This is a genomic window from Brucella cytisi (assembly GCF_038433355.1).
GTDB classification, from domain to species: domain Bacteria; phylum Pseudomonadota; class Alphaproteobacteria; order Rhizobiales; family Rhizobiaceae; genus Brucella; species Brucella cytisi.
In genome coordinates, this window is the sequence record NZ_JBCAUP010000004.1 from 261510 (window position 1) to 285538 (window position 24029).

Below are 24029 nucleotides of genomic sequence, written 5' to 3' on the forward strand. Positions count from 1 at the left end.
CAGTGTCACTAAAATGCAAATGATGGTCATTTACTCACGCAGTTTCTGATAAATTTCAGTCAACATGCTTGGCACCCCATATTCTTCGGGATTAAGACAAAATGAAGCATTTACCTCACCACCGGAAACTTTACGGAAAATAATCCTGTTCTCTGCCATAACCTCCTCTTGAAATTCCAAGCGTCTTCCATTCTCCCAGAGGCACGCTGGCCCGAGCAGCCCGAAATTCGGTATGAAAATTTGAAACGCCATTGGTCGACATTACTGTCCTACGCAGCTTCTAGCGGCAGCCTCTTTGCGGCAAACATCGCGCAGCTTTTTACATTCGCTATTCTGGCGCGTTACCTCGGCTCTCACGAGTTTGGTCTGTTCGTGACTGTCATGGCGGTAACCAGCATCGCCACCTTCATCTGTGGCCTTGGCGGAGCGGAATGTCTCGTCCGTCGCGTGGCGCAGGATCGGGCGATTTATCCGGCAATGCTCGGCCACAATCTCATTCTGATCGCAATAACCGGCGTTATCCTCGTCGCCGCCGGACTGTTGATTTTGCCGTTCTGGCTGAGCAGTACTCCTGAATTTTCCGGAAATCTGGTTGGGCTATTCCTGCTCCTTGTCACGAATATTGTACTGGTGCGCCTAATCCTGCTGGTCGAGCAGATTTACATCGCACATACCGACTTCATATCCGCCAATCTTTCCGTGGTCGGGTTTGCTGTCGCGCGCACCATCGCCGCTGCCATCGCGTGCCTTGTATTCGGTGTCTCCACTGTTGTCGGATGGGCCTATTGGCAGTTTGGTGTCCATGTACTGGTTGCCGTGGTTTACGCTTTGTTTCTGCGTAGGCTCGGTCAGCCACAATATACGATCGTGCGCGACGAACTGCGGCTTGGCATGATGTTCGCATCGCAATTCATCTTCAAGGCAGTGCGCCAGAATGCCGACCTTTTGCTACTCGGGACCTTGATGCCGCCAAGCGTTGTCGGCAGCTACGGTGTTACGCGCCGCATCATCGACAGCAGCGCGTTGACTGTCGAGGCGATGAACCGTCTCGTCTACCCGCATCTGGCTCGTGCCAGCGCAAACGGTATCCATCATGCTCTACCGATCACAATGCGTCTGCTCGGTGCTGCATTCGCCATAGGCATATTCACCTCGCTCGCCGTCTTTATCATTGCGCCATATCTGCCCTATCTGTTCGGCAGTGAATATGACACGCTGGTCTCCTTCTGCCGAACACTTTGCTGGATTACCGTGTTTGTTGCGCTGTGGTCGATAGCGGTCGATCTTCTGGGTGCTGCGAGCCAACACAGCTATCGCACGGCAGTCCTGAATACAGGCAACATTCTCGGGGCACCGCTTCTGGCGCTGGCCACCTGGTACGCACCTATTACAGGAACTTTCGCTGCCATTTACGTAATTGAAATCAGTATTGTGTTGGCATCGTGGGGATGCGTTATCTACCTCGTTCGCCAGAGTCGCGACGCAGAAGAGAAAAAGGGCGGTTTCAAGCAATTGGGGGCTTAGATGGCGCATATTTCGACATCCGCAAATGACAGAAAATCACGGCGTGTGCGTGCGATGAGCATCAACGATATTCCAGCTGTCCGCACGCTGTTTCAGCAAGTTTTTCGTCCGCACTCAAAGTCATGTGACAAGACTTTCGATCAGTATTTTCAGAAGTTCTTTTTTGAAAACCCCTATTACGACCCTGCGATTGGCAGCGTGGTCCATGAGGACGAGCACGGTGAGATCGATAGCGCGATCTCGGTCCTGCCCATTCCGTATAGGGTCAAGGGCCAATCGATCATGGGGCGATTGCTTTGCGCTTTCATGATGAAGCCGGAAATGTCGCCGCGTGGCGCCGCCGAACTGACACTCACTTTGCGTCCAAGTGAAAAGATACTCAACTTCACCGACAGTGCTGCGCCGGTGAGCCTCAAACATTCCGAAGCAATCGGGGGAGTCACACTCAGCACACATGGGCTCGGATGGACACGCGTATTCCGAGCTGCCAGCTATGTGGCCAGCTACGTTGCCGAACGGCGTCCGATCCTCGGCGGATGGGCTACCAGTTCAGTGGGCAGAATGCTCAACCCGCTTTTCCCCATTCCAGCGATCACAAGAGCCACCAAGCCCCGGGCGAATGTGAAGGAAATTGCGAAAGAAGAAGCCATATCTCTGGTTCCCGGTTACCTGCAGAGCTATTCGGCCCATCCAGCTTGGACAGAAAGCGACATCAACTGGCTGTTCGTGATGGCGTCAGACAATCAGGCCGCCGGTACCTTGCGGTTCTGTGCGATCAACGACCGCACCGGCAGTCCTAGCGGCTTTTTTTGTTACTACGTTCGCCCCAATGGCATTGCAGAAGTTCTAAACATCCTCGCAAAAGCCGGAATGGAAAAACATGCCGTCGATGCGATGCTGCTCCACCTGCAAGATGAGGGACATATCGCGGCACAAGGCAGGGTTGACCCGCGCTATCTCAATGCACTTTCACAGCAGTCGATCATGTTCTTTCGCCTGAAAGCCAATGTCTGTGTGGCCACAGCAAACACTGATATGCTGAACGCCGTTCAGCATAATGATATCTTTATTGGCGGACTCGCCGGCGAAAGCTGGAGTAGGTTGTCCACGGACTTCTATTGAGCTGCAAGCTTCCGTTCAAGAAGGAAGAACGTGGTCGGCCCCGCTTTGCCAGCTCCATTATCCAGCCGGAAAGCAATGGGGCCAGATCCGGCAGCAATCTTTTCATGAATCTTTCCATCAAGACCGACAGGCGAAAGTGTCCATGAAACCGTGTCTTGTGCCAGAATCACGTCCACTCGATTGCGTAGCAAAGTGACCGGCAGTCGCCCCCAATCCTCTATGATTTTCTCTGCCTTATCACGGAAACGCATATCGGTATTACGGGCGTCGCTGACGAAAATTATCAGCAGCTTTTCACTGTCCTTCAATCGCTTCTCGTCAATTGCCGAAACAGCAAACAGGCCCCTCTCCTCGGCATTACCGAGAGATAGTTCGCTCAAAGTTATGCGATCTTTCAATGCAGCAAAGGCAATGGCCTCAGTCTTAGGCGTAACAACCTGCATCCGCAGCTTGTTTTGATCGAGACGGATTTGACCGGGGGCACTTTCAAAAACTCCTTGTGAGGGATTGGTCGTGTTGTCTTCCGCAAGAAGTCCTGCTGCTTTGAGGCGCTGTAACACGTTATCGAGCGATACATTCCGGTATTCGACTGCGACGTCTTTTTGCAAGCCTCGCGGCCACCTCAGTTCGTTCGAGGCAAGGCCAATTCCGCCCACAAGTGCCAGCGGTTTCAGTCGAGCGGGCTCTCGAAACTCAAGCGATTCACCAAGGCTCACCTCACCTTGCATCATGAACGGCACATTGAAAGCTGCGGTTTCCACATCGCCGCGGCGAAACAGAAGTGATGCCAGTGTTTCGCCAGCTCGCGCGACAGGATCTACTGCGAAAGTGTAGGGCACGATGCGCTGACGGAATGGAGCCGCCTCATCAAACGCGAGCGTCAGCGGCCCCTGCCCGTGGCGACAGATACCGTCCCAGCCCTGCAAAGCGGCATAGGCCGGCAATACCAAACCCGCTTCATATCGATGGCGGTTCCAGAACAGGTGTTCGTATTCTGTCACAAGAAAAGGTCGACCGAGCCAGCGTCCGGCAGCAATCTCACTGACATAAGATGCTGTGTCGGCAATCGAACTCGTATGCCTGATCTCCGTTCCAGGGAGGAGGGTGCCGATCCAGTCTTGATAGGTATTGGCAACCACCGCTTTCTGGTTCTGTCTTGAAAGAGCTGTCTGTACGGTGAACAAGTTGTTATATGGGGCGACTAGACCGCGATAGCCAAGATCACGTAGCCCCTGCTCCATACGCTGCGCCAGTAAACGTTCACTTTCAACGAGGAAAGCCTGAAAATCCCGAAGCCGTCTCCCACCGCCGCTACGGCTTTCAGGCAATTGGATGGTTTCTTGTTCCAGATTTTCATCGGATGCCAAACCACCCAATGCTCGTGACAAGGCGGCGCTATTCGCATAACGCTTTTTCAGAAATGCATTGAACGCGGGACGATAGCCGGGCCAAAATGTGACTCCGTCATCGTGCTCGTGCACAAAGCTCGTGAATTCGATACCATTCTCGTTGAACGGAATAATTAGTGCAAGCGCCGGGTCTTCTAGAGGTTTGAGGCCAGTATACGGATTGATCGTCGCGTAAACTTCTTTCTGGAAGCGCAGCCAATGTTCGAATGCTTCGTCTTCCACATAGGCCCGGCGTTTCAGATTGCCTTCAGGCCCCCAACGATCAGTGTCCTTTCCACCCAAAGCGCCGCTTTCGGAAGTAAGTCCGTCGATGATCCAGTAAATGCCTTCGCGTTTGAGTGCGGCCATGAGATAGCGCATCCGGTCGAGAGCTTCCGACCGGAAATCGAAATCGCGCCCCTGTCCAAGCATCAAGTCGGCGTCGACGAAGTGGAATCGGGCTATGTTGTAGCCGTGCAGGCGAAGCTGTCGCACATATCGATCAATGAAGGCGTGATCTACCACGCCGGATGATGGTGGTCCCCACGCAATCGCGGCACACTGCAGCCGCAGCGCTCGGTTCGGTTTGTCGGCCTGTGCGAAACGCCCATCGGCATTCGCAATCAAACGATTTTTTTCTCCAATGTAGGCATTTGGCAGAAACCTTGAAAAGTCGAGAGGACTTCCATCGGAAATTTCGAGATTGTTTTCTGTGACCGGAAGCCATTCTTCGGCACCAGCGCCGGACGTTGCGAGGCCTATAAGTGAAACGAATATGGCCAGTCGCAGGATTTTCATCACGGCTCTCTTATAACCTTGCTTTCAATCCAGTCGGTTGGTTTGCGGCGTGCTTGAAAAAAGCCAAGCGGTAGTGCAGCTGCATGAAATATCCATGCAACCACCGCATAAATGCCAAGTTCGATACTATGCGACCGAATGGACATCGCCGCGAACGGAACCACGGCAATCACGGTTGCCGCCAGAACTGCCAGCGGCCATCCCGGCACGAAAATGAGAACCGCCAAGATCGCCAACCACCAAAGATAGACCGCCCCCCAGAGCCGTAACTCCGGCAGTTCACGGAACAGATTTTTCTGGTGCGGTTGTCCCATTGCGGCGCGTAACACCTCGCCGGTTCCACGCAGATATTTGCTTTTCCAGCGGCGAACCAGAAGTTTATAGGCGTTCATCGTATAGCCAAAATGCTGCACAAAAGGGCGATCCAGACGATAGAGTTTCCAGCCATTGCTGCGCAGGCGAACTCCCGCATCAAACTCTTCGTGACCATGAAGGTTGCGATCTGAAAAATATCCCGCCTGCTCGATTGCGCTGCGCCTGTAAAGTCCGCCGCCATTCATGCGATCGATGTCACCTGTTCGTGCTTCGGGCGAATACCGCTTCGCGCGACGCTGGAACTCCAGACTTTCCAAAATCTGATCCACGACATGGCCGGTTACGCCGCCGACATCCGGGTGCTTGCCGAGATAATCAAGAGCTGCCGGCAGAAAATCAGGCTCGATTATCATGTCGCCATCGATCAGGCAGATATAGGGTTGCGTCGAATACTGAAAGCCCAGTTGTGGACCGAGACCACAGCTGGCCCGCGCGGGGGGCTCGATCTGCACAATCTTGATCGGATAAGACTGTGCTATCGCTATGGTACGATCCGTGGATCCGCTATCCGCCACGATTACTTCCACTTTTCCGCCGGGCAAAGCCTTCAGAGCACTCTCCACGGCCTCGGCGATGCGCTTTTCTTCGTTCAGAGTTTTGATGATAATCGAAACAGACATCGTCGACCTATTTGGGAGCAAGCACATGCGAAGCGATCAACTGGTAGAAGCCAATCAAGCCAGCATTTCATAGTTTTCTTAGATTTCAAATCTACTAAACACTTCAACTATAAAATAAGATTCGGTGCACTTACATAATTAAAATTTCCCAAACTGGGAGATTCTGAAAGACTTTTATGCTGATCAATAATTTTGACATCCGCGTTTTTAGCAGTACGGAACAGCTATCCGCCAACTGGCCGGATGCCAACGATAGAACCGGTGCCACATTCTTTGTCTTTCAGTCCAAATCCTTCCTGAAAGTTTGGGAAGCAACCTACGGGAAGAAACCCGGAGTGCAGCTATGCCTGACCGAAGTTCGCAAGTCCGATGGCACCCCACTTCTCTTTCTGCCGCTCTTTGTTACACATATCTACGGCTTCAGGGTGCTTTCATTCATCGATGACGGCGTGAGTGATTATAACGCGCCCATCGTGTTTCCAGCAGCAGCGAAGCTTTCACACGAAACGGCAGCACTTATCCTCAATGCTGTTACAGACGCAGTCCCCTCGCATGATACCATTGCGCTTTGCAAAATGCCGGAGCGCATTGAAGGCTCTGCTAACCCTCTGTGGCTGGTGACAAACCTGCCTTCTGGCGCATCCGCACATGCCATCTCCCTGACACGTCCCTTGGACGAGATAGAGCGCTCCATACGAAGTATCGGTAATTTAAAGAAGCGCGATCGAGCGCTTCGCCGGATGGAAGGATGCCAATTCTTTATCGCGCAGACCGCAGATGAAAGACGATTAGTTCTGGAGGTCATGTTGCGCCAGAAACAACGACGTTTTGAGGAGACCATGGTTCCTGGTTTCGATGCCCATCCCGAAAAGCTTCGTTTTTTCGAGGAGGTGACAGACGAGCTTGCCCAGCGTGATGCCTTGCATCTTTCGGCGCTGAAAGTTGGTGAAACAATATTGGCTACGATGTGGAGCATCGTCCGCAATGGCCACTATTGTGCGATGATTACAACATTCGAAAACGGTGACTGGGGCAGGTTTTCACCCGGGAAAGTACTGATGTTGCGTCTGTTATCCGAACTGAAGGCGCAGGATTACACCAGTTTCGATCTTGGCTATGGTGACGAAGCCTGGAAAACTGAGCTCTGCGACCAGACAACGCTCCTGCGGGACTATATTCGCCCGGTCACACTCCGAGGACGCATATCTCTCATCCTCGTCCGTGCACTGGGAAGAATGCGTGCAACTCCGTTCTATAAAAAGCTGCGTCCATTGAAATGGCAGTTGCTGCGTAAATTTCGATAAAGCTTACGCCGCTCGCTTTGGCAGCCGCACAGTAAAGGTCGATCCTTCGCCCATTTGTGAGCGAACAACCAGCCGACCACGATGGCGCGCGAGGATATGTTTGACGATCGCAAGCCCTAAGCCGGTACCTTTTTGAGCCCGGCTCGTTTCCACGTCGATCCGGTAGAAACGTTCCGTCAGACGTGGCAAATGTTCAGCGGCAATACCCGGGCCAAAATCCTGAACAGATGCAACGACTTCCGGCAAGCTGCCACTATAGTCTTCATCGAGCTTTACGATGACACGTTTGCCCGCCTGCCCATATTTACAAGCATTTTCAACGAGATTCTGGAACACTTGAATGAGCTCGTCACGCGCGCCTGTAACATTCACGGGATGATCCGGCAATTGGCGCTCGATACTGATATCCAGACCAGCAGCCAACGGCGTCAGTGTGTCAGCAACATGATTGAGGATGGACGTCATGTCCATACATTCATTGACCGCCAGATGTGCCCGCATTTCAAGGCGAGACAGGGACAAAAGATCATCGATCAGGCGCGACATGCGTTCGGCCTGTTTCTGCATGATATCCAGAAAGCGATCTCGCGCAGCTGCGTCGTTTCGAGCTGGCCCTTGCAGCGTCTCGATGAACCCTCGAAGCGAGGCGAGCGGCGTGCGCAGTTCGTGACTTGCATTTGCTATGAAGTCCGAACGCATACGGTCAATGCGGCGCGTTTCGCTCTGATCCCGGAACAGCAAGACGAAAAGTTCAGGCCTACTATCCTTACCCGGCAAGGCTTTGACCATGGCTTTAAACCAGCGATCAATCGGGACGCGCTCAAAATAATCAATACTACGCGCTTCGCCGTCTGCGATTACACCTTGAATGAGAGCATGCATTTCCGGTGCCCGAAACCGTAGATAGAGCGCTGTGCCGGTTTCCAATGACTGGAACGCTTCGAGCGCCGCAGAATTGGTGAACAATACGGTGCCGCTATGATCGAAGACGACCAACGGATCAGCCAGGAGATCGGCCAGACGCTCGCCGGACACTCCCGCCATTTCGTTGGGTACCACAGTCTTCACCGGCTCTTCGTCTGGCTCGCTGCCCGCAACTTCGCTTGAAAGCCACACAGCGCCGAGCACGACAACGGCCAACAGGCCGGCGCGAAACCAGAACGGAAGATCAAGAGCCGACACGCAGACGGCAAGAACCATGCTGGCAATCAAAACGCCCTTGACCCGGAGAAGTGGTTCGAAAATCGACTTCTCAGCAGGTGGTTCTGGATCGGTATGGTTGCCTGCCTCGCTCATGCTGCTTCCTTCTGCGGTTGTGGCATCGACTTTAACCGGAAATGTTCGAACGTCCTTTACGCGACTTCCAAACAGCCCATATCATGCTTTGATATAAACGAAAGGGAATTGCCGTGGGTGACAGTTCGAAGACAGCTAACAAAAAGAAAGACAAAAAAGATGAGGCAAAATCAAGCGACAAGCCAATCAACCTGAAAATTGGAGGTGAGGCGCGGTCGTTTGACATAAACGATCCGAAGCTGCCGAAATGGATCGATAACAACGCACTGCAATCAGGCGGATATCCTTATCCCTCCAAGATGAAGTCGGACGAATATGAAGAAACGCTGGAGCGGCTTCAGATCGAACTCGTCAAACTTCAATATTGGCTTCAGGACACGGGCGGACGCGTCATCAGCGTTTTTGAGGGACGAGACGCTGCCGGTAAGGGGGGCACCATCTTTACAATCCGCGAGTTCATGAATCCCAGAACCGCACGCAATGTCGCCTTGCCGAAGCCCACAGAAACTGAACTGGGGCAGTGGTACTTCCAGCGTTACGTCGCTCATTTTCCAACGGCCGGCGAGTTCGTTACCTTTGACCGCTCATGGTACAACCGTGCAGGAGTGGAACGGGTGATGGGTTTCTGCACTCCGACGCAGCTTGAAACTTTCCTGACAGAAACACCAGATTTCGAGCGTATGATCGTTACGGACGGCATCCACCTTTTCAAATTCTGGCTGGATATCGGTCAGGAAATGCAGCTCAAGCGCTTTCACGAGCGTCGCCATAGCTTGCTCAAGAACTGGAAGTTCTCACCAATGGATGTGGCAGGCATTTCCCGCTGGAATGATTATTCCGAAGCCTTGCACACGATGCTTGAGAGGACTGATACGGGTTACTCACCTTGGACGATCATTCGCTCCAATGACAAGCGGCGCGCCAGACTGGCTGCAATCCGGCGTATCCTTTTGACATTGCCCTATGATGGCCGGGACCTACAGGCAATCGGGGCCGAGGATCAATCGATCATCGGGCGTGGCTCTACATTCCTCACCTCATCAATCGCGGAAATGTAAAACAGACTTGGCTGGTGCGGTGTCTTTTCCCACAGATGACGCACACGTACCAGCTGCCATAGTGCCCGCCAGGCCGACATCGAAATCAACACTCAGTATATCGGGATTGAGAACAAATGCCTGCGGCGTATCGAGAACGCCTGCTGCCGAAAGCGACTCCGCCGTCATTTCATGGGCCCGTGCGATCAGATCCTTCAGATGCCAGTGCCGCATGATTTGTTTTAAAAGTGCCGGCGTGCAGATCCGTATTCGGCTCTTCAAGTGTGGCGTCGCGAGAGTATGGTCTCGAAGTGTGCGAATACGATTTTCAGACGAGGCAACGTAGAGATAACTGCTTCCGTCTCAACTAGGAAATATAACTGTTCAATATCATTGAAATATAATGATTTATTTTTGCAATAAGCGAAAAACGAAGCGTTAATTCCTGTCTTGTGAATTTAAATATGAGAAGATCGGCAATCTGTTTATAATTTAATTGTTCCGATACGGCAAGTCTCTGAACAAATTCTACTCAATAAGATGCTAAATATTGATAATTATACTATATATAACAAGCAACATATATATAAACGCCACATCGCTCCCATCAGACTGATATTGTACCGTATATTTCCAGTTCTAATAGAATCGGTTCATTACTTATAGAACAAGATAGATAATTAATACCAATATTTTAAATTTATTAATTTACTTTTATGTTATTTTATTATATATTTTTTGATATAAAATTACAGTATGAATTCGATATACTGTAAAATTATTTCTGTCTTTATTTTCATTGAACCTTCATTGAATATTGCGCGCCGCTCAATTTTTCAGTTAACGTGAAATTATAGAGAAAATGGCAAAAGCAGCTCATGAAACGCTACCTTCCAAGACTGCTAGTCGCGCTGGCATTCGCGTGTGGCGCCCATGGTGCCTGTGCCTCAGATGCACAGCCAGAGGCTCCATCTTTCATCAACCAGAAAGAACGCCTGCAGTTACCGTCCTTGCAGGCGCTCAATCGGTTAAGGTTCCTCACAACTGTTGATTTCCCCCCATTCAACATGCTTGGCGATCAGGGACAGCTTTCCGGCTACAATGTCGACCTAGCCAAAGCCCTCTGTCGTCAATTGGGTGTTGACGACATCTGTCAGATTGAAGCGGTCCCATGGAATGAACTCGAAGAGCGGCTGCTTAGCGGACAAGCAGAAGCCATTATAGCCGGGTGGAAACCCACCGAAGAAAATCGCGATCAATTTGCTTTCTCGCGTTCGTATATGCGATTGCCTGCGCGATTTGCGACGACCAATGCGGGTGCATTTAATGACGATGCAGTTACGGCCACAAAAGGCAAAACCGTTGGCGTGGTTGCAGGATCAGCCCACGAGCAACTACTAAAAAGCTATTTTTCTCAAGCAGTCGCCAAACCGTACCCTGACGCGTCCATCATGCTCGCTGATCTCAAGAGCGGTAGGGTCAGCGCGGTGTTCCACGACGGCATGTCACTTTCATTGTGGCTGAACAGTCCTGAAGGCCATGCTTGCTGCAGCTTTACAGCCGGCGCATACCTCGCACCGCAATATCTTGGCTCCGGTCTCAGCATTGCTGTCGCACAGAAGAACGCTCCTCTTGTCAGTGCCTTCAACAATGCTCTTCAGGCCCTGCAGCTGAAAGGCACGCTCACGGAGTTCTATCTGCGCTATTTCCCCAACAACTTTTATTGAGCATAACTCACAACGGATGGCACCGATAAAACCGAAATGACCTTTGCGTGCCATTTTGACGCAGAGAAATGCAATCACTAAACGAATTTTCAGATATTCTTGAAATTTCCGACATAACGATACTTACAATAAAAAAGTAAAATTATTTTATATCAAATATATAACTCGTCAAAATCACTTCTGACGCGGAATAACCATGCACTCTCCTCCGCGAATTGCGCCGCTTATAGCAAAATAAGATCAATAAATACATACATTTATTTTGACTTGAACAAATCACCCACTCATCAATAATCAAGTTGAGGGAGAAGGAGGATTTATACAATGTTCGATGGCGTTCCTGCCCAATGGCATAAGACTCCGGAACAAACAAAGCGCTCGCCCAATGAGGCGGCCTATGTGTTTCTCGGTATCATGCTTGCAGCGCTTAGCGTACCAGCAACTTTTCTCGGCTGGGCAATCGTTCAAAGTGTTGCATCACTGTTTTAGAACACACGCACCTCGTGTTTCGGGGGATATGTCGCACTTAAATGAGACTGCTGCCTGACAAGCATGAGCATTGACCGATGTAAAAAGCCCCGCCTATCGGCGGGGCTTTTGTTTGACGTTCGAAACGGACTAAATCTGACTATCTGTCTGGCCATTCGGACCGGACGGACCAGTCGTTTCATTTACATCTTCATCCTCTGGCCGCTTCGGAGGCTTGCGCGCTATCAGACTATAGAACATGGGAATGAAGAACGTAGCGACGAACGTTGCCGCCAACATGCCGCCGATAACGCCCGTACCGATCGAGTGACGGCTTGCCGAACCGGCACCCGTACTGATCGCAAGTGGCACCACGCCAAGAATGAAGGCCAGCGAAGTCATCACGATCGGACGGAAGCGCAGGCGGGCTGCCGACGCTGCCGCCTCGATAGCTGATTTGCCTGTCTCTCGTTCGAGCACCGCGAACTCCACGATCAAAATCGCATTCTTCGCGGCCAGACCTATCAGCGTCACCAGACCAATCTGGAAGTACACGTCATTGGTCAACCCGCGCAGATCGGTTGCCAACAGCGCGCCGAAGATTGCAAAAGGCACCGCGGTAATGACAGCGAGTGGCAGGCTCCAGCGTTCGTACTGTGCAGCCAGGATCAGGAACACCATGACAAGGCCAAAGATCATTGCCTGGGTACCTGTACCGCTGGTGGTGACTTCCTGATAGGCCGAGCCTGTCCATGCAATCTGGTAGCCCTGCGGAAGAACCTCCGCTGCCACTTCCTGCATTGCCTTGATGGAATCGCCAGAGGTGAAACCTGGCGCAGGATTACCAGTGATCTTCGCTGCATTGAAGGCGTTGAAGCGTTCGAGCTGATCGGGGCCGACAATACGTTTGACGGTCACAAGAGCATCAAGCGGGATCATGCTGCCGGAATTGGCCCGTACGAAGACATGCTTGAGATCGCTTGGATCACGACGGAATTCAGCTTCCGACTGCAAGTTGACCTGATAGTTGCGGCCAAACAGCGTAAAGTCGTTGACGTAGAGACTGCCGAACGTCGCCTGCATTGCAGTGAATACAGAGTTGATCGGCACACCCATGGCCTTCGCCTTTTCGCGATCAAGCTGGATGTCGTACTGCGGAACGTTCGGATCGAACGTCGTGCGCACGCCCTGCAGTTCCGGTCGCTTGGCCGCGGCCTCGGTGATGAGGTTGGTTGCCCGCGTCAGCGATTCGACACCACCACCTGTGCGATCCTGAACGTAGAGTTCAAAACCGCCGGTCGTGCTGAGGCCCATGATCGGAGGCGGATTGAATGCCAGCACAAGCCCGTCCTTGATGCCCGAATTCATGGCCATGATTGCACCGGGAAGATTGCGGGCATCGGTTTCAGGTGTCGTGCGTTCCTTCCAGTCCTTGAGCATGATGAACATCGTGCCCGCACTGGTTTTCAGACCGCCCGACAGAAGATCGAAGCCGGATACCGCGAAGACGCTTTCCACAGCCGGGTTTTTCCGGATATTCGCACTCGCCTGATCAAGAACCGCCGTTGTGCGCTCCAACGAGGCCGCAGGAGGCAGAACAGCAACGCTGAACAGGTAGCCCTGATCTTCGTCAGGCAACAGCGACCCCGGAACCCGTTCGAAAAGATAGTACGTGGCACCAAGAAGGCCTGCAAACAGGATCAGCCCGATTGCCGCGCGCTTCAAAAAGAAACGAACGCCACGAGAGTAGCCGTCCGTCACCCGCTCGAAGAAGCGGTTGAAGATACGGAACGGCAGCATCGGCTCGTGGTGACCGGGCTTCAGGATCAGTGCGCAGAGCGCCGGTGTCAGAGTCAAAGCGACAAGACCGGACAACGTCACCGAAATCGCGATGGTGACGGCGAACTGCTTGTACATTTCGCCGACAAGGCCACCCATGAAGGCCACCGGGATGAACACGGCACAGAGCACGAGAACAATCGCAACCACCGGCCCCGTCACTTCGCCCATGGCCTTGATGGCAGCCTTGCGCGGTGACAATTTATCGGTCGTCATGATACGTTCGACGTTTTCCAGAACGACGATAGCGTCATCGACCACGATACCGATTGCCAGCACCAAACCGAACAGCGTCAAGAGGTTGATGGAGAAGCCGAGCACATACATGCCCGCGAATGTGCCAATGATCGAGATCGGCACTGCGATGATTGGAATGAGCGTCGCGCGCCAGTTCTGCAGGAAGATGAACACCACCAGCACGACGAGAATGATCGCCTCGATGAAGGTGTGAATCACTTCCTCGATGGAAACCTTGATGAACTTCGTCGTATCGAACGGAATCGAATAATCGATACCTGCCGGGAAGCTCGCCTTCAGCTCATTCATACGGTTCTGAATGAGTTCCATCGTGTTGAGCGCATTTGCGCCCGGCTGCAGATAGATTGCAATCGGAACCGCAGACGTACCATTAAGATTACTGTCGACAAGATAACTTTCCGTACCTAGCTCGACGCGTGCAACGTCCTTCAGACGCAACGTTGCAGCATTGGAGCTTGAACGCAGGATAATGTTCTCGAATGCAGCAGCATCCGGCAGACGCCCTTGCGTGGTCGCCGTATAGGTGAACGGCCCGGCTTGTGGATCGGGCTGATCACCGAAACGACCCGCTGCGAACTGCGCGTTCTGTTCCTGGATAGCCGTCGAGACATCACTCGGGGTCAGATTATACTGCGCCAGCTTGTCTGGACGCAGCCAGATACGCATCGAATAGTCAATATTGCCGAGCAACTGCACATCGCCAACGCCCTGCAGACGCTTGAGGTCGTCGACCACGTTCAGCAGCGCATAGTTACCGACATAAGTGCGATCATAGCGATCACTGTCTGAGAACATCGCAACCATGCCCAGAATCGTGGTGGAACGCTTGTCCACCGTGACGCCGAGACGCTGAACTTCTTGCGGAAGCGACGAGGTTGCACGCTGTACGCGGTTGTTGACGTTGATGGTGGCCTGATCGGGGTCGGTGCCCAGAGCGAAGGTCACGGTCAACTGCATCGTACCGCTACCAAGGCTCGAGGACTGCATATAGAGCATGTTCTCGACGCCATTGATCTGCTGTTCCAATGGCGCAGCAACAGTCTGCGCCACCGTTTCGGCACTTGCACCGGGATAGGTTGCACTGACGACCACCTGCGGCGGCGTCAGTTCAGGGTACTGGGCAATCGGCAGGATCCGGATACAAATCAAGCCAGCCAGCACGAGCACAATGGAGATGACCGCCGCGAAAACGGGGCGGTCGACGAAAAATCTATTCATTGCTTGTCTACCGCCTGTTCTTTGCCAGCTTCAGCATCGGCCTTGTCAGGCGATGTCTGATTGCTTGCTTCGGTAGCTGCGTCGACCGGATTCACGGGTTTACCCGGGGCTGCCTTGACGAGTCCTTCGCTTATAACCCGATCGCCTGCATTAAGGCCCTCGGAAACAAGCCACGCATCACTCAGTTCACGCGACACCGTGATCGGTCTCACTTCAACGATATTGTCCTTGTTGACCACATACACAAACTGCGTTTGCGGGCCCTGGAGCAAGGCTGCTTTCGGGATCGTGATAGCGTTCTTGACCTGAATGCCAAGGATCACAGCACGGACGAACTGACCGGGAATCAGGCGGCGATTGGGATTCTCAACAACAGCACGGGCGCCAAGCGTGCCCGTTTCCGTATCGAGTGACGATGAGGTGAAGTCTATAGTACCTTCATGATCATAAGCCCGTCCGTCACCGAACAGGACCTTGATCTTGAGGCGATCGGCATCTTCACCCGTCGCACCGCGTTCAGCACGCAAACGATCGATTTCTGCAGCTTCCGTGTCAGTGAAGGAGAAGTTCACGTAGACAGGATCAAGCTGTGTGATCGAGGTCAAGAGGCTCGAGGATGCATCTGTGCCAATAAGGCTGCCCTCGTTCACCTGCTCAAGACTGGTGATGCCGCTGATCGGCGCGGTTACCTTGGTATAGCTCAGATTAAGCTCTGCGGTACGAAGCTGCGCCTTGGCTGCTGCAACCGACGCCTTGTTCAAGTCGCGCGTCGCGAAAGCAGAATCACGAACTGCAGTGCTCTGCACCTTCTGCTGTACCAGTTGTTCTGCACGCTGAGCATCCCGAATGGACTGCTGATACTGAGCTTCGGCCTGAGCGACCTGAGCCTGAGCCTTCTCAAGCTCCGCTTCATAAGGGGCCGGGTCTATTTCGAACAACACGTCGCCCGCTTTGACTTCCGTGCCTTCGATAAAATTGCGGTGAAGCAGTATTCCGCCCACACGCGCACGGACCTGAACATCGCGATATGCACTGATACGCGCCGCATATTCATAGGTAACAGGTACATCATGCGGTTCAACCACGGTAACGGATACCTGCGGTGGAGGCGGTGTTGCACCCCCCGGTGCCTGTGCCAGGACGGGTTGCCCCGCAAAGACAAGAAATGCGGCCCCTGCCGCAAAAAGCCGAATAGAACGGTTCAAAGTCATGATGGGAGTGCCCTTGCTGTCGCGCGGTGCTGCCAATTTAACATACACGAGTGTTTGTAAATACGGACTACCGTGTTATAGTCAATCACCTAATATTACAGATCACGAATGAGTTATCCAGTTTCAGTGGCAACTGGGCTGCTGGCCTGTATCTACCCGAGAGAAGTCATGCGAAGAACAAAAGCCGAGGCCGCTGAAACCCGGGAAGCCATTCTTATGGCTGCCGAGCAGGTTTTCCTCGAGCGTGGTGTCAACCAATCTACACTGATGGAAATCGCATGTCATGCGGGAGTGACGCGTGGTGCGATTTATTTCCACTTCCACGACAAGCTTGAGATTGCCCGCACAATCATAGGCAGTGTCCGGTTCCCGCAAGAAGAAATCATGTTGCAGGCGGCGGTTGTCAATCACCCCAATCCAATGCACGTTCTGGAACAATCAATTATCCAGGCTCTCCATCTTTTCTCGAACGATGAACGTCAGCAGAACATTTTCATTATCATCAACCAGCGATGTGAATTCGTCGGTGAAATGGCCCCACTTGAAGACAGGCTCAGGGAAGCGCGATCTAATGTCCTTTCACTGTTCGCAGGATTGCTCGCCGTAGCGGAAAGACGCGGAGAACTTTCAAAGGAATGGACAGCAGGCACGGCCGCACCGATCCTGCTTTCCATGTTGAGCGGGCTCCTCAATGAGTGGTTGCGCGGCGACAGGAACTACGATCTCGTCACCTATGGCGGCAAGGCAATCTCGATACTCATTCGATCTCTGCGAAATCAGGCATTCGAAGCTCATCAGACGCAAGATTACACATAGTTGCGATATGACCCGCCCATCGGACCTGCTATTTTCTCCCGCGGCATCTTTCAACCTGTTGTGATTGCTGAACTTAAAAATTGGGGAAGACGCTCGACTCCTTTATAATTTACGCTTACGTCAATGTAACTCTTGCGAAGAGAGTAAAACTCGACCACATTTATGGCGAGGAGGCTGTCCGGGCGGGCAGCTTGGGAGACGGAGGGCGCACAGGCTGCCCAACTTAGGACGGAGCAATCCGGGGAGAAGACATGGCAAAAAAAACAACTGGGCGAATTGCATCCGTAGTTGAATCCGTCGCAGCAGATACAGCCAAGAAAGGCGTGCTGACGCAGGAAAAAATCTGGCTCAAATCGTATCCGGTCGGCGTTCCGCACGAAATCGATCTGAGCAATACCTCGTCTATTGGCGATATGATTCTGGCGTCCTGTCGGCAGTTCCCCGACAATCCCGCCTTTACCTGCATGGGTAAGGATCTTTCTTTCAAGAAGCTAGACGAGTACTCGCGCGCGCTTGCCGCATTCCTCCAATCGCGTGGCCTCGTCAAAGGTGATCGCGTCGCAGTGATGATGCCAAACATCCTGCATTATCCAATTGCGTTTACAGCTATTCTCCGCGCCGGTTTCGTGGTGGTGAACGTCAATCCGCTTTATACGCCGCGCGAACTGGAACACCAGCTGAACGATTCCGGCGCCAAAGCACTGATTGTTCTGGAGAACTTCGCATCGACGGTGGAAAAGACCCTCAACTCCGTCAATGTTCCCAATATCATTGTCGCTTCAATGGGCGACATGCATGGCTTCAAGGGCCACATCATCAATTTCGTCGTGCGCCGCGTGAAGAAAATGGTGCCTGTGTGGAACATTCCGGGGCATATCCGTTTCAAGGATGCATTGGCTCAAGGCCGTGCCCAATCCTTCAACCCCATTCCGGTTCAAGGTTCTGACCTTGCTTTCCTGCAATATACCGGCGGTACGACTGGCGTCTCGAAAGGCGCCATGCTCACCCATAGCAATATTCTTGCAAATGTGGAGCAGATGCATGTCTGGATGGAGGTTGCTTTCCGCAACAAAGGCAAGCCCAAGGCCCTGAACTTCGTATGCGCCTTGCCGCTTTACCATATTTTCGCGCTCACCGTGAATGCGATGATCGGCATCAAGCTTGGTGCGCGAAATATCCTCATTCCCAATCCACGCGATATTTCCGGCTTTGTCAAAGAGCTGAAGAAATACCCGTTCCATATCTTCCCGGGCCTCAACACCTTGTTCAACGGCCTCATGAACAACCCTGATTTCCAGACGCTGGATTTCAAACCTCTTATTCTTACTCTCGGCGGCGGAATGGCTGTGCAACGTCCTGTTGCCGAACGCTGGCAGAAAATGACTGGTTGCCACGTCACCGAGGGATACGGCCTTTCGGAAACCTCGCCCGTCGCCTGCGCCAACGCGCTTGATGCGACCGATTTCTCCGGAACCATCGGCCTGCCCATGCCATCGACCGATGTGGCAATCCGTGACGATGACGGACGTGACCTGGCACTCGGAGAGGTCGGGGAAATCTGCGTGCGCGGACCACAGGTGATGTTGGGCTATTGGGAACGTCCCGATGAAACCAAACGCGCGATCATGCCGGATGGTTTCTTCCGCACGGGCGACATGGGATTCATGGACGAACGCGGTTACACTAAAATCGTAGACCGCAAGAAGGACATGATCCTGGTTTCCGGCTTCAATGTCTATCCAAACGAAATTGAAGAAGTTGCCGCCGGTCACCCCGGCATCGTGGAAACGGCTGCCGTTGGCATACCGAACGAACATTCGGGCGAAGTCGTCAAATTGTTCGTTGTCCGTAGCGACCTCAACCTGACAGAAGACGAAGTCAAAGCCTATTGTGCCGAACGTCTCACCAACTACAAGCGTCCGCGCGAAGTCGAGTTCCGCGAAAGCCTGCCAAAGAGCAATGTCGGCAAGATTTTGCGTCGCGAACTTCGCGACTGAGAACGTTGAAGTTTACAAACAAATACGGCCGGACATTTCATCCGGCCGCATTTGTTTCAGACTGAATCATGCAGAGGGCGGCACCAGAGGCTGAACGATCTCCTGAAAAGGTGCCAGCGCTTCGCATCGAGCTGCCAGACCAGCCAATGCCGGATATTTCTGCTTATTAAAGAGGCTTGGATGCGCCTCGCGCAGAAAGCGAAGCGCACAAGCCGCCGCGATATCGGCATGTCCAATATCGTCTCCAAACCAGTATGATGATTTCCTTTCCGCAAGATCACTTTCCAGAACATCCAGCACCCGCGCGATCTGTGTCTCGCAGCGTTCCACCCAAACGCTTGATTTTTCGCTTCGCAGCAAACCCTCATAGAGAAGGCTCACGGCTTTATCGGCAAGACCGGTAGAAAGCGCGCATATCTTCAAAGCCTGACGGCGCTCGATACCTTTTTGCGCCACTAATAGAGGCTTGCCGACTGCGATCTCATCGAGATAATCGAGTATCGACGCGCTTTCGATCACGACGTCGCCATCGTCGAGGACAAGCGTCGGCACGCGGCTCAGCGGATTGAACTCCGCAATCCTGTCACGGTCACCGAATGTCGACCATGGTTCATGCTCGAACGGCAGGCCGTAAAGCCGCATGGCGATAGCGACACGCCGCACAAAAGGGGAATCATACTGACCAATCAGGATCATGGACATAGCTCGGGAACGTTGAACGTTCCGTCATGCTACTCCACACCGATCACACCGCAAGAGCATTGAAGATGAATTGTCATGATGCTTCCATTCAACGAATTGAATGGAAGCCAGCACTCATCTCTTCAATAATTCAGGCAATCCAGCAACGCTATCCAGCACCACATCGGCATGAGGCTCCAGCGCCTCACGAGGAGAGTTGCCCGATAGAACACCGACTGCAAGCCCTGCTCCGGCAGCATGGGCTGTTTCCAGATCATGCAGATTGTCGCCGACCATGGCGATCTCGTGGGGTGCCAATCCCAGCTTTTCTGCAAAATAGAGCAGCGGGTCGGGATAAGGTTTTGGGCGCGCCGCCGTGTTGTAGCCAATCACAACTTCGAAGAGCCCGTGGATACCCAGAGCTTTGGCAGTTGCGTGGGCACCGGCCTCGGAATCGTTGGTGGCAATACCAAGGCGAAGCCCCATCTCCCGCAGCGTTTCCAGCGTTTCGCGAACGGCTTCGATCGCAACCGCCGAACGCGCACCTTCGGTGACGCAATAAGCATCATATTCTTCGACCAGTTTGCGCACCTGCTCGGATGCGACGTCTGGATGCCAAAGTGAAACGATATCTTCGACTGTACCTGCCGCAATGACCGAATTGGCCCGGAAACGCTCGGTCAGCCAGTCATAACCTCCCGCATCGAGCAACGCGCGAGCTCGCAGCTCCTCGCCTTTTGCTGCACGCTGCGCCAGTTGCCACGAGATTGAAAACCAGGTGCGGTCGAAATCGATCAGGGTGCCGTCCTTGTCGAACAGGACGGCGCGGATTGATTTCATACGTTCTGCGGAAAGCTTGTCGCTCATGCTTCCAGCGCACCGGCACGCTTCTTGACGGTTGATGGCTGTGCCCCAAGCAGCTTGAGAAGATCATCCCCACGACGCACATAACGCAGCGAACGACGAGTTAGGATGCGGCCTGCCTGCGGTGCGGTCAGCGTAATGTCGCCCTCCGGTTCACCCGGCTTCGTAACCACTGTAACCAGCTTCGTTCCCGCCTTTACTTCATCGCCCGGCGCTACATGAAAGAGCACCATACCGCCTTCCGGCGCGCGCAACATCTCAACATGTGAGAGCGGCGTGACAAGACCCTTATATTCCGTCTCTAGCCTCACATTGTCGTCGCGAACAACGCCCCGATGCACGAGGAATTTGTACAGACCTTCGGCATCGCCTTTGCCCATATCGGCATAAACATCGCTCAAGCCACGGAATTCAACCGTTGTAACAGCCCGGCGTTTCATGTTGCGCTTGTCCGCCGGCAGTTGCAGAACCGGATGCGCACAGGCTTCTTCAAAAGCTGCGTCGGCTGTCGTGTCCCATGCGAGGATTGCCGTCGAATTGAGCGCGATGGCCAGATCCTTCATGTCTTCGGCGAATTCTTCCGCGATATAAACGTAATTTTCGCTCTCGTCGTCGCAATGCAGGTCGAGCACGATATCGTTCGTCAGAGCCAGCTTCAAAAGCGTCGCCTTCAGGCGCTGAGCCAGTGAGATCGGCGCATCCGGCTCCGGCAGTTCAGACGTGTCGAAATCCGGCAGTAGTGGGAAAGCGCGATTGAAATTGGTCAGCGAAAACGTCTCGAAACGGCCGAGATGCTGATGTGCCTGCCACTGATTGGAGCCGATCGGATTGGCTTGCGGAACAATGGTAATATTACCAAGAACGCGCCCTTCCTCAGTCGCTTTCTTCAACATCGGAACCAGGAAATGAAGAGCCGCCTGACCCGGAAGTTCGGCCCCATGAAGCGAAGATTGCAAATAGGCGGAAGGCGCATCGCTGTCCTTGCCTGCAAAGCGCAGCACGCGCAACTCGATGGCATTTCCCGGTACATCGCCGGCAAATTTTACGATCTCGGTTTTCATTTCATTTCCCATTTATTTCTCATGAAGAGAGCCGGGTTACAAACCCGGCTCTCCTTTATTTCTAGCTGTGCAAAGAATGCCGTCAAGCTTTCCTTCGCGCATGCAGATGCGCGACAAGCCCTTGTGTGGAAGCGTCGCGACCGTCGCTGCTCTCTTCACCCGAAACCACCGGCAGAAGTTGGGTGGCAAGTTCCTTGCCAAGCTCCACGCCCCATTGATCGAAAGCATTGATGCCGAAAATCTGTGCTTCGACGAACACGCGGTGTTCATACAGCGCTACCAGACGTCCGAGAGCAAACGGATCAAGCTTGTCATGAACCAGCGTCAACGAAGGGCGATTGCCTGAGAAAACGCGATGCGGAGCAATGCGTTCAACTTCGCTTTCCGGCAGGTTCTTCGCCTTCAACTGCGCCCGCGCTTCATCAAGGGTACGCCCCTTCATCAAGGCCTCGGACTGTGCAAGACAATTCGCCAGCAACATTTCATGCTGATGGTCGAGGTGCTTTTCATGGCCCTTTGCCGCAACGATGAATTCGAGCGGAATAGTGTCGGTGCCCTGATGCAGAAGCTGGAAGAAAGCGTGCTGGCCGTTCGTGCCAGGTTCACCCCACACAACCGGGCCAGTCGGACCGGAAACCGGCTTGCCGTCGACCGTGACGCTTTTGCCATTCGACTCCATGTCCAGCTGCTGCAGATAGGCTGGGAGACGGGCAAGACGCTGGTCGTATGGAATTATCGCACGGCTGCCATAACCACAGATCGCACGATGCCAGTAACCGATGAGACCAAGCCAGACGGCTAAGTTCTTTTCCAGCGGCGCGTCTCGGAAATGCACATCCATCGAATGCGCACCTGCCAGAAACTTGCGGAAATCCTCCGGTCCAATCGCAATCATCACAGGCAGGCCGATGGCCGACCATACGGAATAACGTCCACCGACCCAGTCCCAGAAACCAAAGACCCGGTCTTCAGCAATGCCGAAGGCGGCAACCTTGTCCAATGCGGTTGAGACAGCAGCGAAATGGGCGCCCACAGCCGCTTCTCCAAGTGCATCTGCTACCCATTTACGCGCGGTCTGCGCGTTGGTCATTGTTTCGATGGTCGTGAACGTCTTGGAAGCGATGATGACAAGCGTCGTCGCAGGATCGAGAATGCCAAGCGCATCCGCAATATGAGCACCGTCGATATTAGAGACGAAATGCGCACGCGGGCCATCATGATATGGGGAAAGAGCCAGAGTTGCCATGACCGGTCCGAGGTCGGACCCGCCAATGCCAATATTGACGATATCGGTGATCTTCTTTCCGGTCGCTCCCTTGATCGCACCCGACCGAATGCCATCCGCAAATGCCGCCATACGGTCGAGCACTTCCTTCACGTCCGGTACAACATTGTGTCCGTCAACAAGCACTTCCTTTGAGGAAGTATCGCGCAGCGCGACATGGAGAACGGCACGGTCCTCCGTGTTGTTGATGTGCTCACCCGCAAACATCGCTGCGCGACGGCCTTCAACATCGGCAGCAACGGCCAGCTCCTTGAGGAGCCCGATCGTCTCGTCATTGACCCGGCATTTTGACCAATCGAACAGAAGGTCATCCAGGGATAGCGAATACCGCTCGAACCGGCGCGGGTCTGATTTGAACGCCGCGCGCATATCGTGCGGGGCCGAATCCGCCCAGTGCTTTTTAAGCTTTGCGACCGTTGCTTCAAGCTTCGTCGCGTCTCTTGCCATGATGCTACTCCCGAATCAAATCGATTTAATTGCGGACATTAAGCGTTTTAGAGAGGATTTGCGGCAAATAAATTACCGAACTTCCAATTTGGACAGAGTGTCATATACACCATATTGATCAATTTAGGGTGATCCACCTCGGAGTGAAGCATGGACCTGACCGGAGAAGAGCGGATTGCGGCACCACGCCAAGCAGTCTGGGATGCGTTGAACGACATTGAAACGCTGAAATCCTGCATTCCCGGTTGCGAAGATATAGAGCGCATTTCGGAAACAGAGATACGTGCCGCCCTCAAAGTGAGTTTCGGAATCCTGAAAGTCCGCTTTCACGGCATTCTGGAATTGTCGAATATGAAACCGCCTGTCTCTTATACGATCTCCGGCCATGGGGAAGGCTCTATAGCAGGGTTTGCGCACGGTGCGACCGATGTGCGCCTGGACGAAGATGGTGACGACACGATTTTATCCTACGCTATACGTGGCGATGCCGGTGGCAAGGTGGCACAGATCGGCACGAAATTGCTCGGCTCAGTCGCACGAAAAATTGCAGACCGCTTCTTTGCCAATATCGCAGAAGCGGCATCGAACGCCGCCGCAAAAACGACCTGATCCAGCTTCACTCTAATAAAGCTGCAACGGTGTTCCTTAACAATCCGGTATTCGATAATTCGCAATACTTCTTGAAAGCCCGCT

18 protein-coding genes and 1 pseudogene are annotated in these 24029 nt (G+C 53.2%); 9 read left to right on the forward strand and 10 right to left on the reverse strand.

All coding sequences use genetic code 11. The features are described from left to right. Positions 1–240: 240 nt before the first annotated feature. Both AAE521_RS05840 and AAE521_RS05845 read left to right on the forward strand, forming a co-directional pair. Positions 241–1524 (forward strand): lipopolysaccharide biosynthesis protein, encoded by a 1284-nt coding sequence (locus tag AAE521_RS05840; protein WP_071632016.1) that lies wholly within the window; start codon positions 241–243, stop codon positions 1522–1524. Continuing rightward, positions 1525–2646 carry a hypothetical protein gene (locus AAE521_RS05845; protein ID WP_342060720.1) on the forward strand — a complete coding sequence of 374 codons (1122 nt, stop codon included), beginning with the start codon at positions 1525–1527 and terminating at the stop codon, positions 2644–2646. Here the strand turns inward: AAE521_RS05845 and AAE521_RS05850 are convergent. Continuing rightward, positions 2640–4832, reverse strand: coding sequence for a glycoside hydrolase (locus tag AAE521_RS05850; RefSeq protein WP_342060721.1), 2193 nt, complete (start codon positions 4830–4832; stop codon positions 2640–2642). The genes AAE521_RS05845 and AAE521_RS05850 overlap by 7 nt on opposite strands. Further along, positions 4832–5827, reverse strand: coding sequence for a glycosyltransferase family 2 protein (locus AAE521_RS05855; protein WP_342060722.1), 996 nt, complete (start codon positions 5825–5827; stop codon positions 4832–4834). Before AAE521_RS05855 ends, AAE521_RS05850 begins: the two co-directional genes overlap by 1 nt. Before the next feature lie 176 nt (positions 5828–6003). On the opposite strand from AAE521_RS05855, the gene AAE521_RS05860 reads away from it, so the two are divergent. After that, complete coding sequence (locus AAE521_RS05860) at positions 6004–7131, forward strand: GNAT family N-acetyltransferase (RefSeq protein WP_342060723.1); 1128 nt, start codon at positions 6004–6006, stop codon at positions 7129–7131. Between the two features lie 3 nt (positions 7132–7134). On the opposite strand, the gene AAE521_RS05865 is transcribed toward AAE521_RS05860, so the two are convergent. Next, positions 7135–8427: an ATP-binding protein gene (locus AAE521_RS05865; protein ID WP_071631947.1), complete on the reverse strand. Its 1293-nt coding sequence runs from the start codon at positions 8425–8427 to the stop codon at positions 7135–7137. A gap of 113 nt (positions 8428–8540) precedes the next feature. On the opposite strand from AAE521_RS05865, the gene ppk2 reads away from it, so the two are divergent. Next, entirely contained in the window at positions 8541–9485 is a 945-nt protein-coding gene (gene ppk2, locus AAE521_RS05870) for a polyphosphate kinase 2 (RefSeq protein ID WP_071631946.1), read from the forward strand. Here ppk2 and AAE521_RS26735 read toward each other — a convergent pair. After that, positions 9428–9604, reverse strand: a pseudogene (locus tag AAE521_RS26735) (glycosyltransferase family 2 protein); the annotation flags it as partial. The gene ppk2 and the pseudogene AAE521_RS26735 sit on opposite strands and share 58 nt — an antisense overlap. A 738-nt stretch (positions 9605–10342) precedes the next feature. Here AAE521_RS26735 and AAE521_RS05880 point away from each other — a divergent pair. Together AAE521_RS05880 and AAE521_RS05885 are read left to right on the forward strand one after the other, a co-directional pair. Then, a complete protein-coding gene (locus AAE521_RS05880; protein WP_342060724.1) occupies positions 10343–11191 on the forward strand; it encodes a transporter substrate-binding domain-containing protein in 849 nt (282 codons plus the stop codon). Between the two features lie 324 nt (positions 11192–11515). After that, positions 11516–11680 (forward strand): hypothetical protein, encoded by a 165-nt coding sequence (locus tag AAE521_RS05885; protein WP_167375541.1) that lies wholly within the window; start codon positions 11516–11518, stop codon positions 11678–11680. Between the two features lie 129 nt (positions 11681–11809). Here AAE521_RS05885 and AAE521_RS05890 read toward each other — a convergent pair whose 3' ends face one another. Both AAE521_RS05890 and AAE521_RS05895 read right to left on the reverse strand, forming a co-directional pair. After that, positions 11810–14974 (reverse strand): efflux RND transporter permease subunit, encoded by a 3165-nt coding sequence (locus AAE521_RS05890; protein WP_342060725.1) that lies wholly within the window; start codon positions 14972–14974, stop codon positions 11810–11812. Next, a complete protein-coding gene (locus AAE521_RS05895; RefSeq protein ID WP_071631942.1) occupies positions 14971–16185 on the reverse strand; it encodes an efflux RND transporter periplasmic adaptor subunit in 1215 nt (404 codons plus the stop codon). Before AAE521_RS05895 ends, AAE521_RS05890 begins: the two co-directional genes overlap by 4 nt. Positions 16186–16353: 168 nt before the next feature. On the opposite strand from AAE521_RS05895, the gene AAE521_RS05900 reads away from it, so the two are divergent. Both AAE521_RS05900 and AAE521_RS05905 read left to right on the forward strand, forming a co-directional pair. After that, entirely contained in the window at positions 16354–17001 is a 648-nt protein-coding gene (locus tag AAE521_RS05900) for a TetR family transcriptional regulator (protein ID WP_071631941.1), read from the forward strand. A gap of 251 nt (positions 17002–17252) precedes the next feature. Then, positions 17253–18998, forward strand: a complete 1746-nt coding sequence (locus AAE521_RS05905; protein WP_071631940.1) for a long-chain fatty acid--CoA ligase — start codon at positions 17253–17255, stop codon at positions 18996–18998. 66 nt (positions 18999–19064) lie between these two features. Here AAE521_RS05905 and AAE521_RS05910 read toward each other — a convergent pair whose 3' ends face one another. The 4 genes from AAE521_RS05910 to pgi all read right to left on the reverse strand — a co-directional run bounded on the left by AAE521_RS05910 (position 19065) and on the right by pgi (position 23336). Continuing rightward, positions 19065–19694, reverse strand: a complete 630-nt coding sequence (locus AAE521_RS05910) for a glutathione S-transferase family protein (protein WP_071632015.1) — start codon at positions 19692–19694, stop codon at positions 19065–19067. 120 nt (positions 19695–19814) lie between these two features. Continuing rightward, positions 19815–20546, reverse strand: coding sequence for an HAD family hydrolase (locus AAE521_RS05915; protein WP_342060726.1), 732 nt, complete (start codon positions 20544–20546; stop codon positions 19815–19817). After that, positions 20543–21604 (reverse strand): succinylglutamate desuccinylase/aspartoacylase family protein, encoded by a 1062-nt coding sequence (locus AAE521_RS05920; RefSeq protein WP_071632014.1) that lies wholly within the window; start codon positions 21602–21604, stop codon positions 20543–20545. Before AAE521_RS05920 ends, AAE521_RS05915 begins: the two co-directional genes overlap by 4 nt. An 82-nt stretch (positions 21605–21686) precedes the next feature. After that, a complete protein-coding gene (pgi, locus tag AAE521_RS05925; RefSeq protein WP_071631938.1) occupies positions 21687–23336 on the reverse strand; it encodes a glucose-6-phosphate isomerase in 1650 nt (549 codons plus the stop codon). Positions 23337–23486: 150 nt separating this feature from the next. On the opposite strand from pgi, the gene AAE521_RS05930 reads away from it, so the two are divergent. Then, positions 23487–23945 (forward strand): SRPBCC family protein, encoded by a 459-nt coding sequence (locus tag AAE521_RS05930; RefSeq protein WP_071631937.1) that lies wholly within the window; start codon positions 23487–23489, stop codon positions 23943–23945. The last annotated feature ends 84 nt before the right edge of the window (positions 23946–24029 follow it).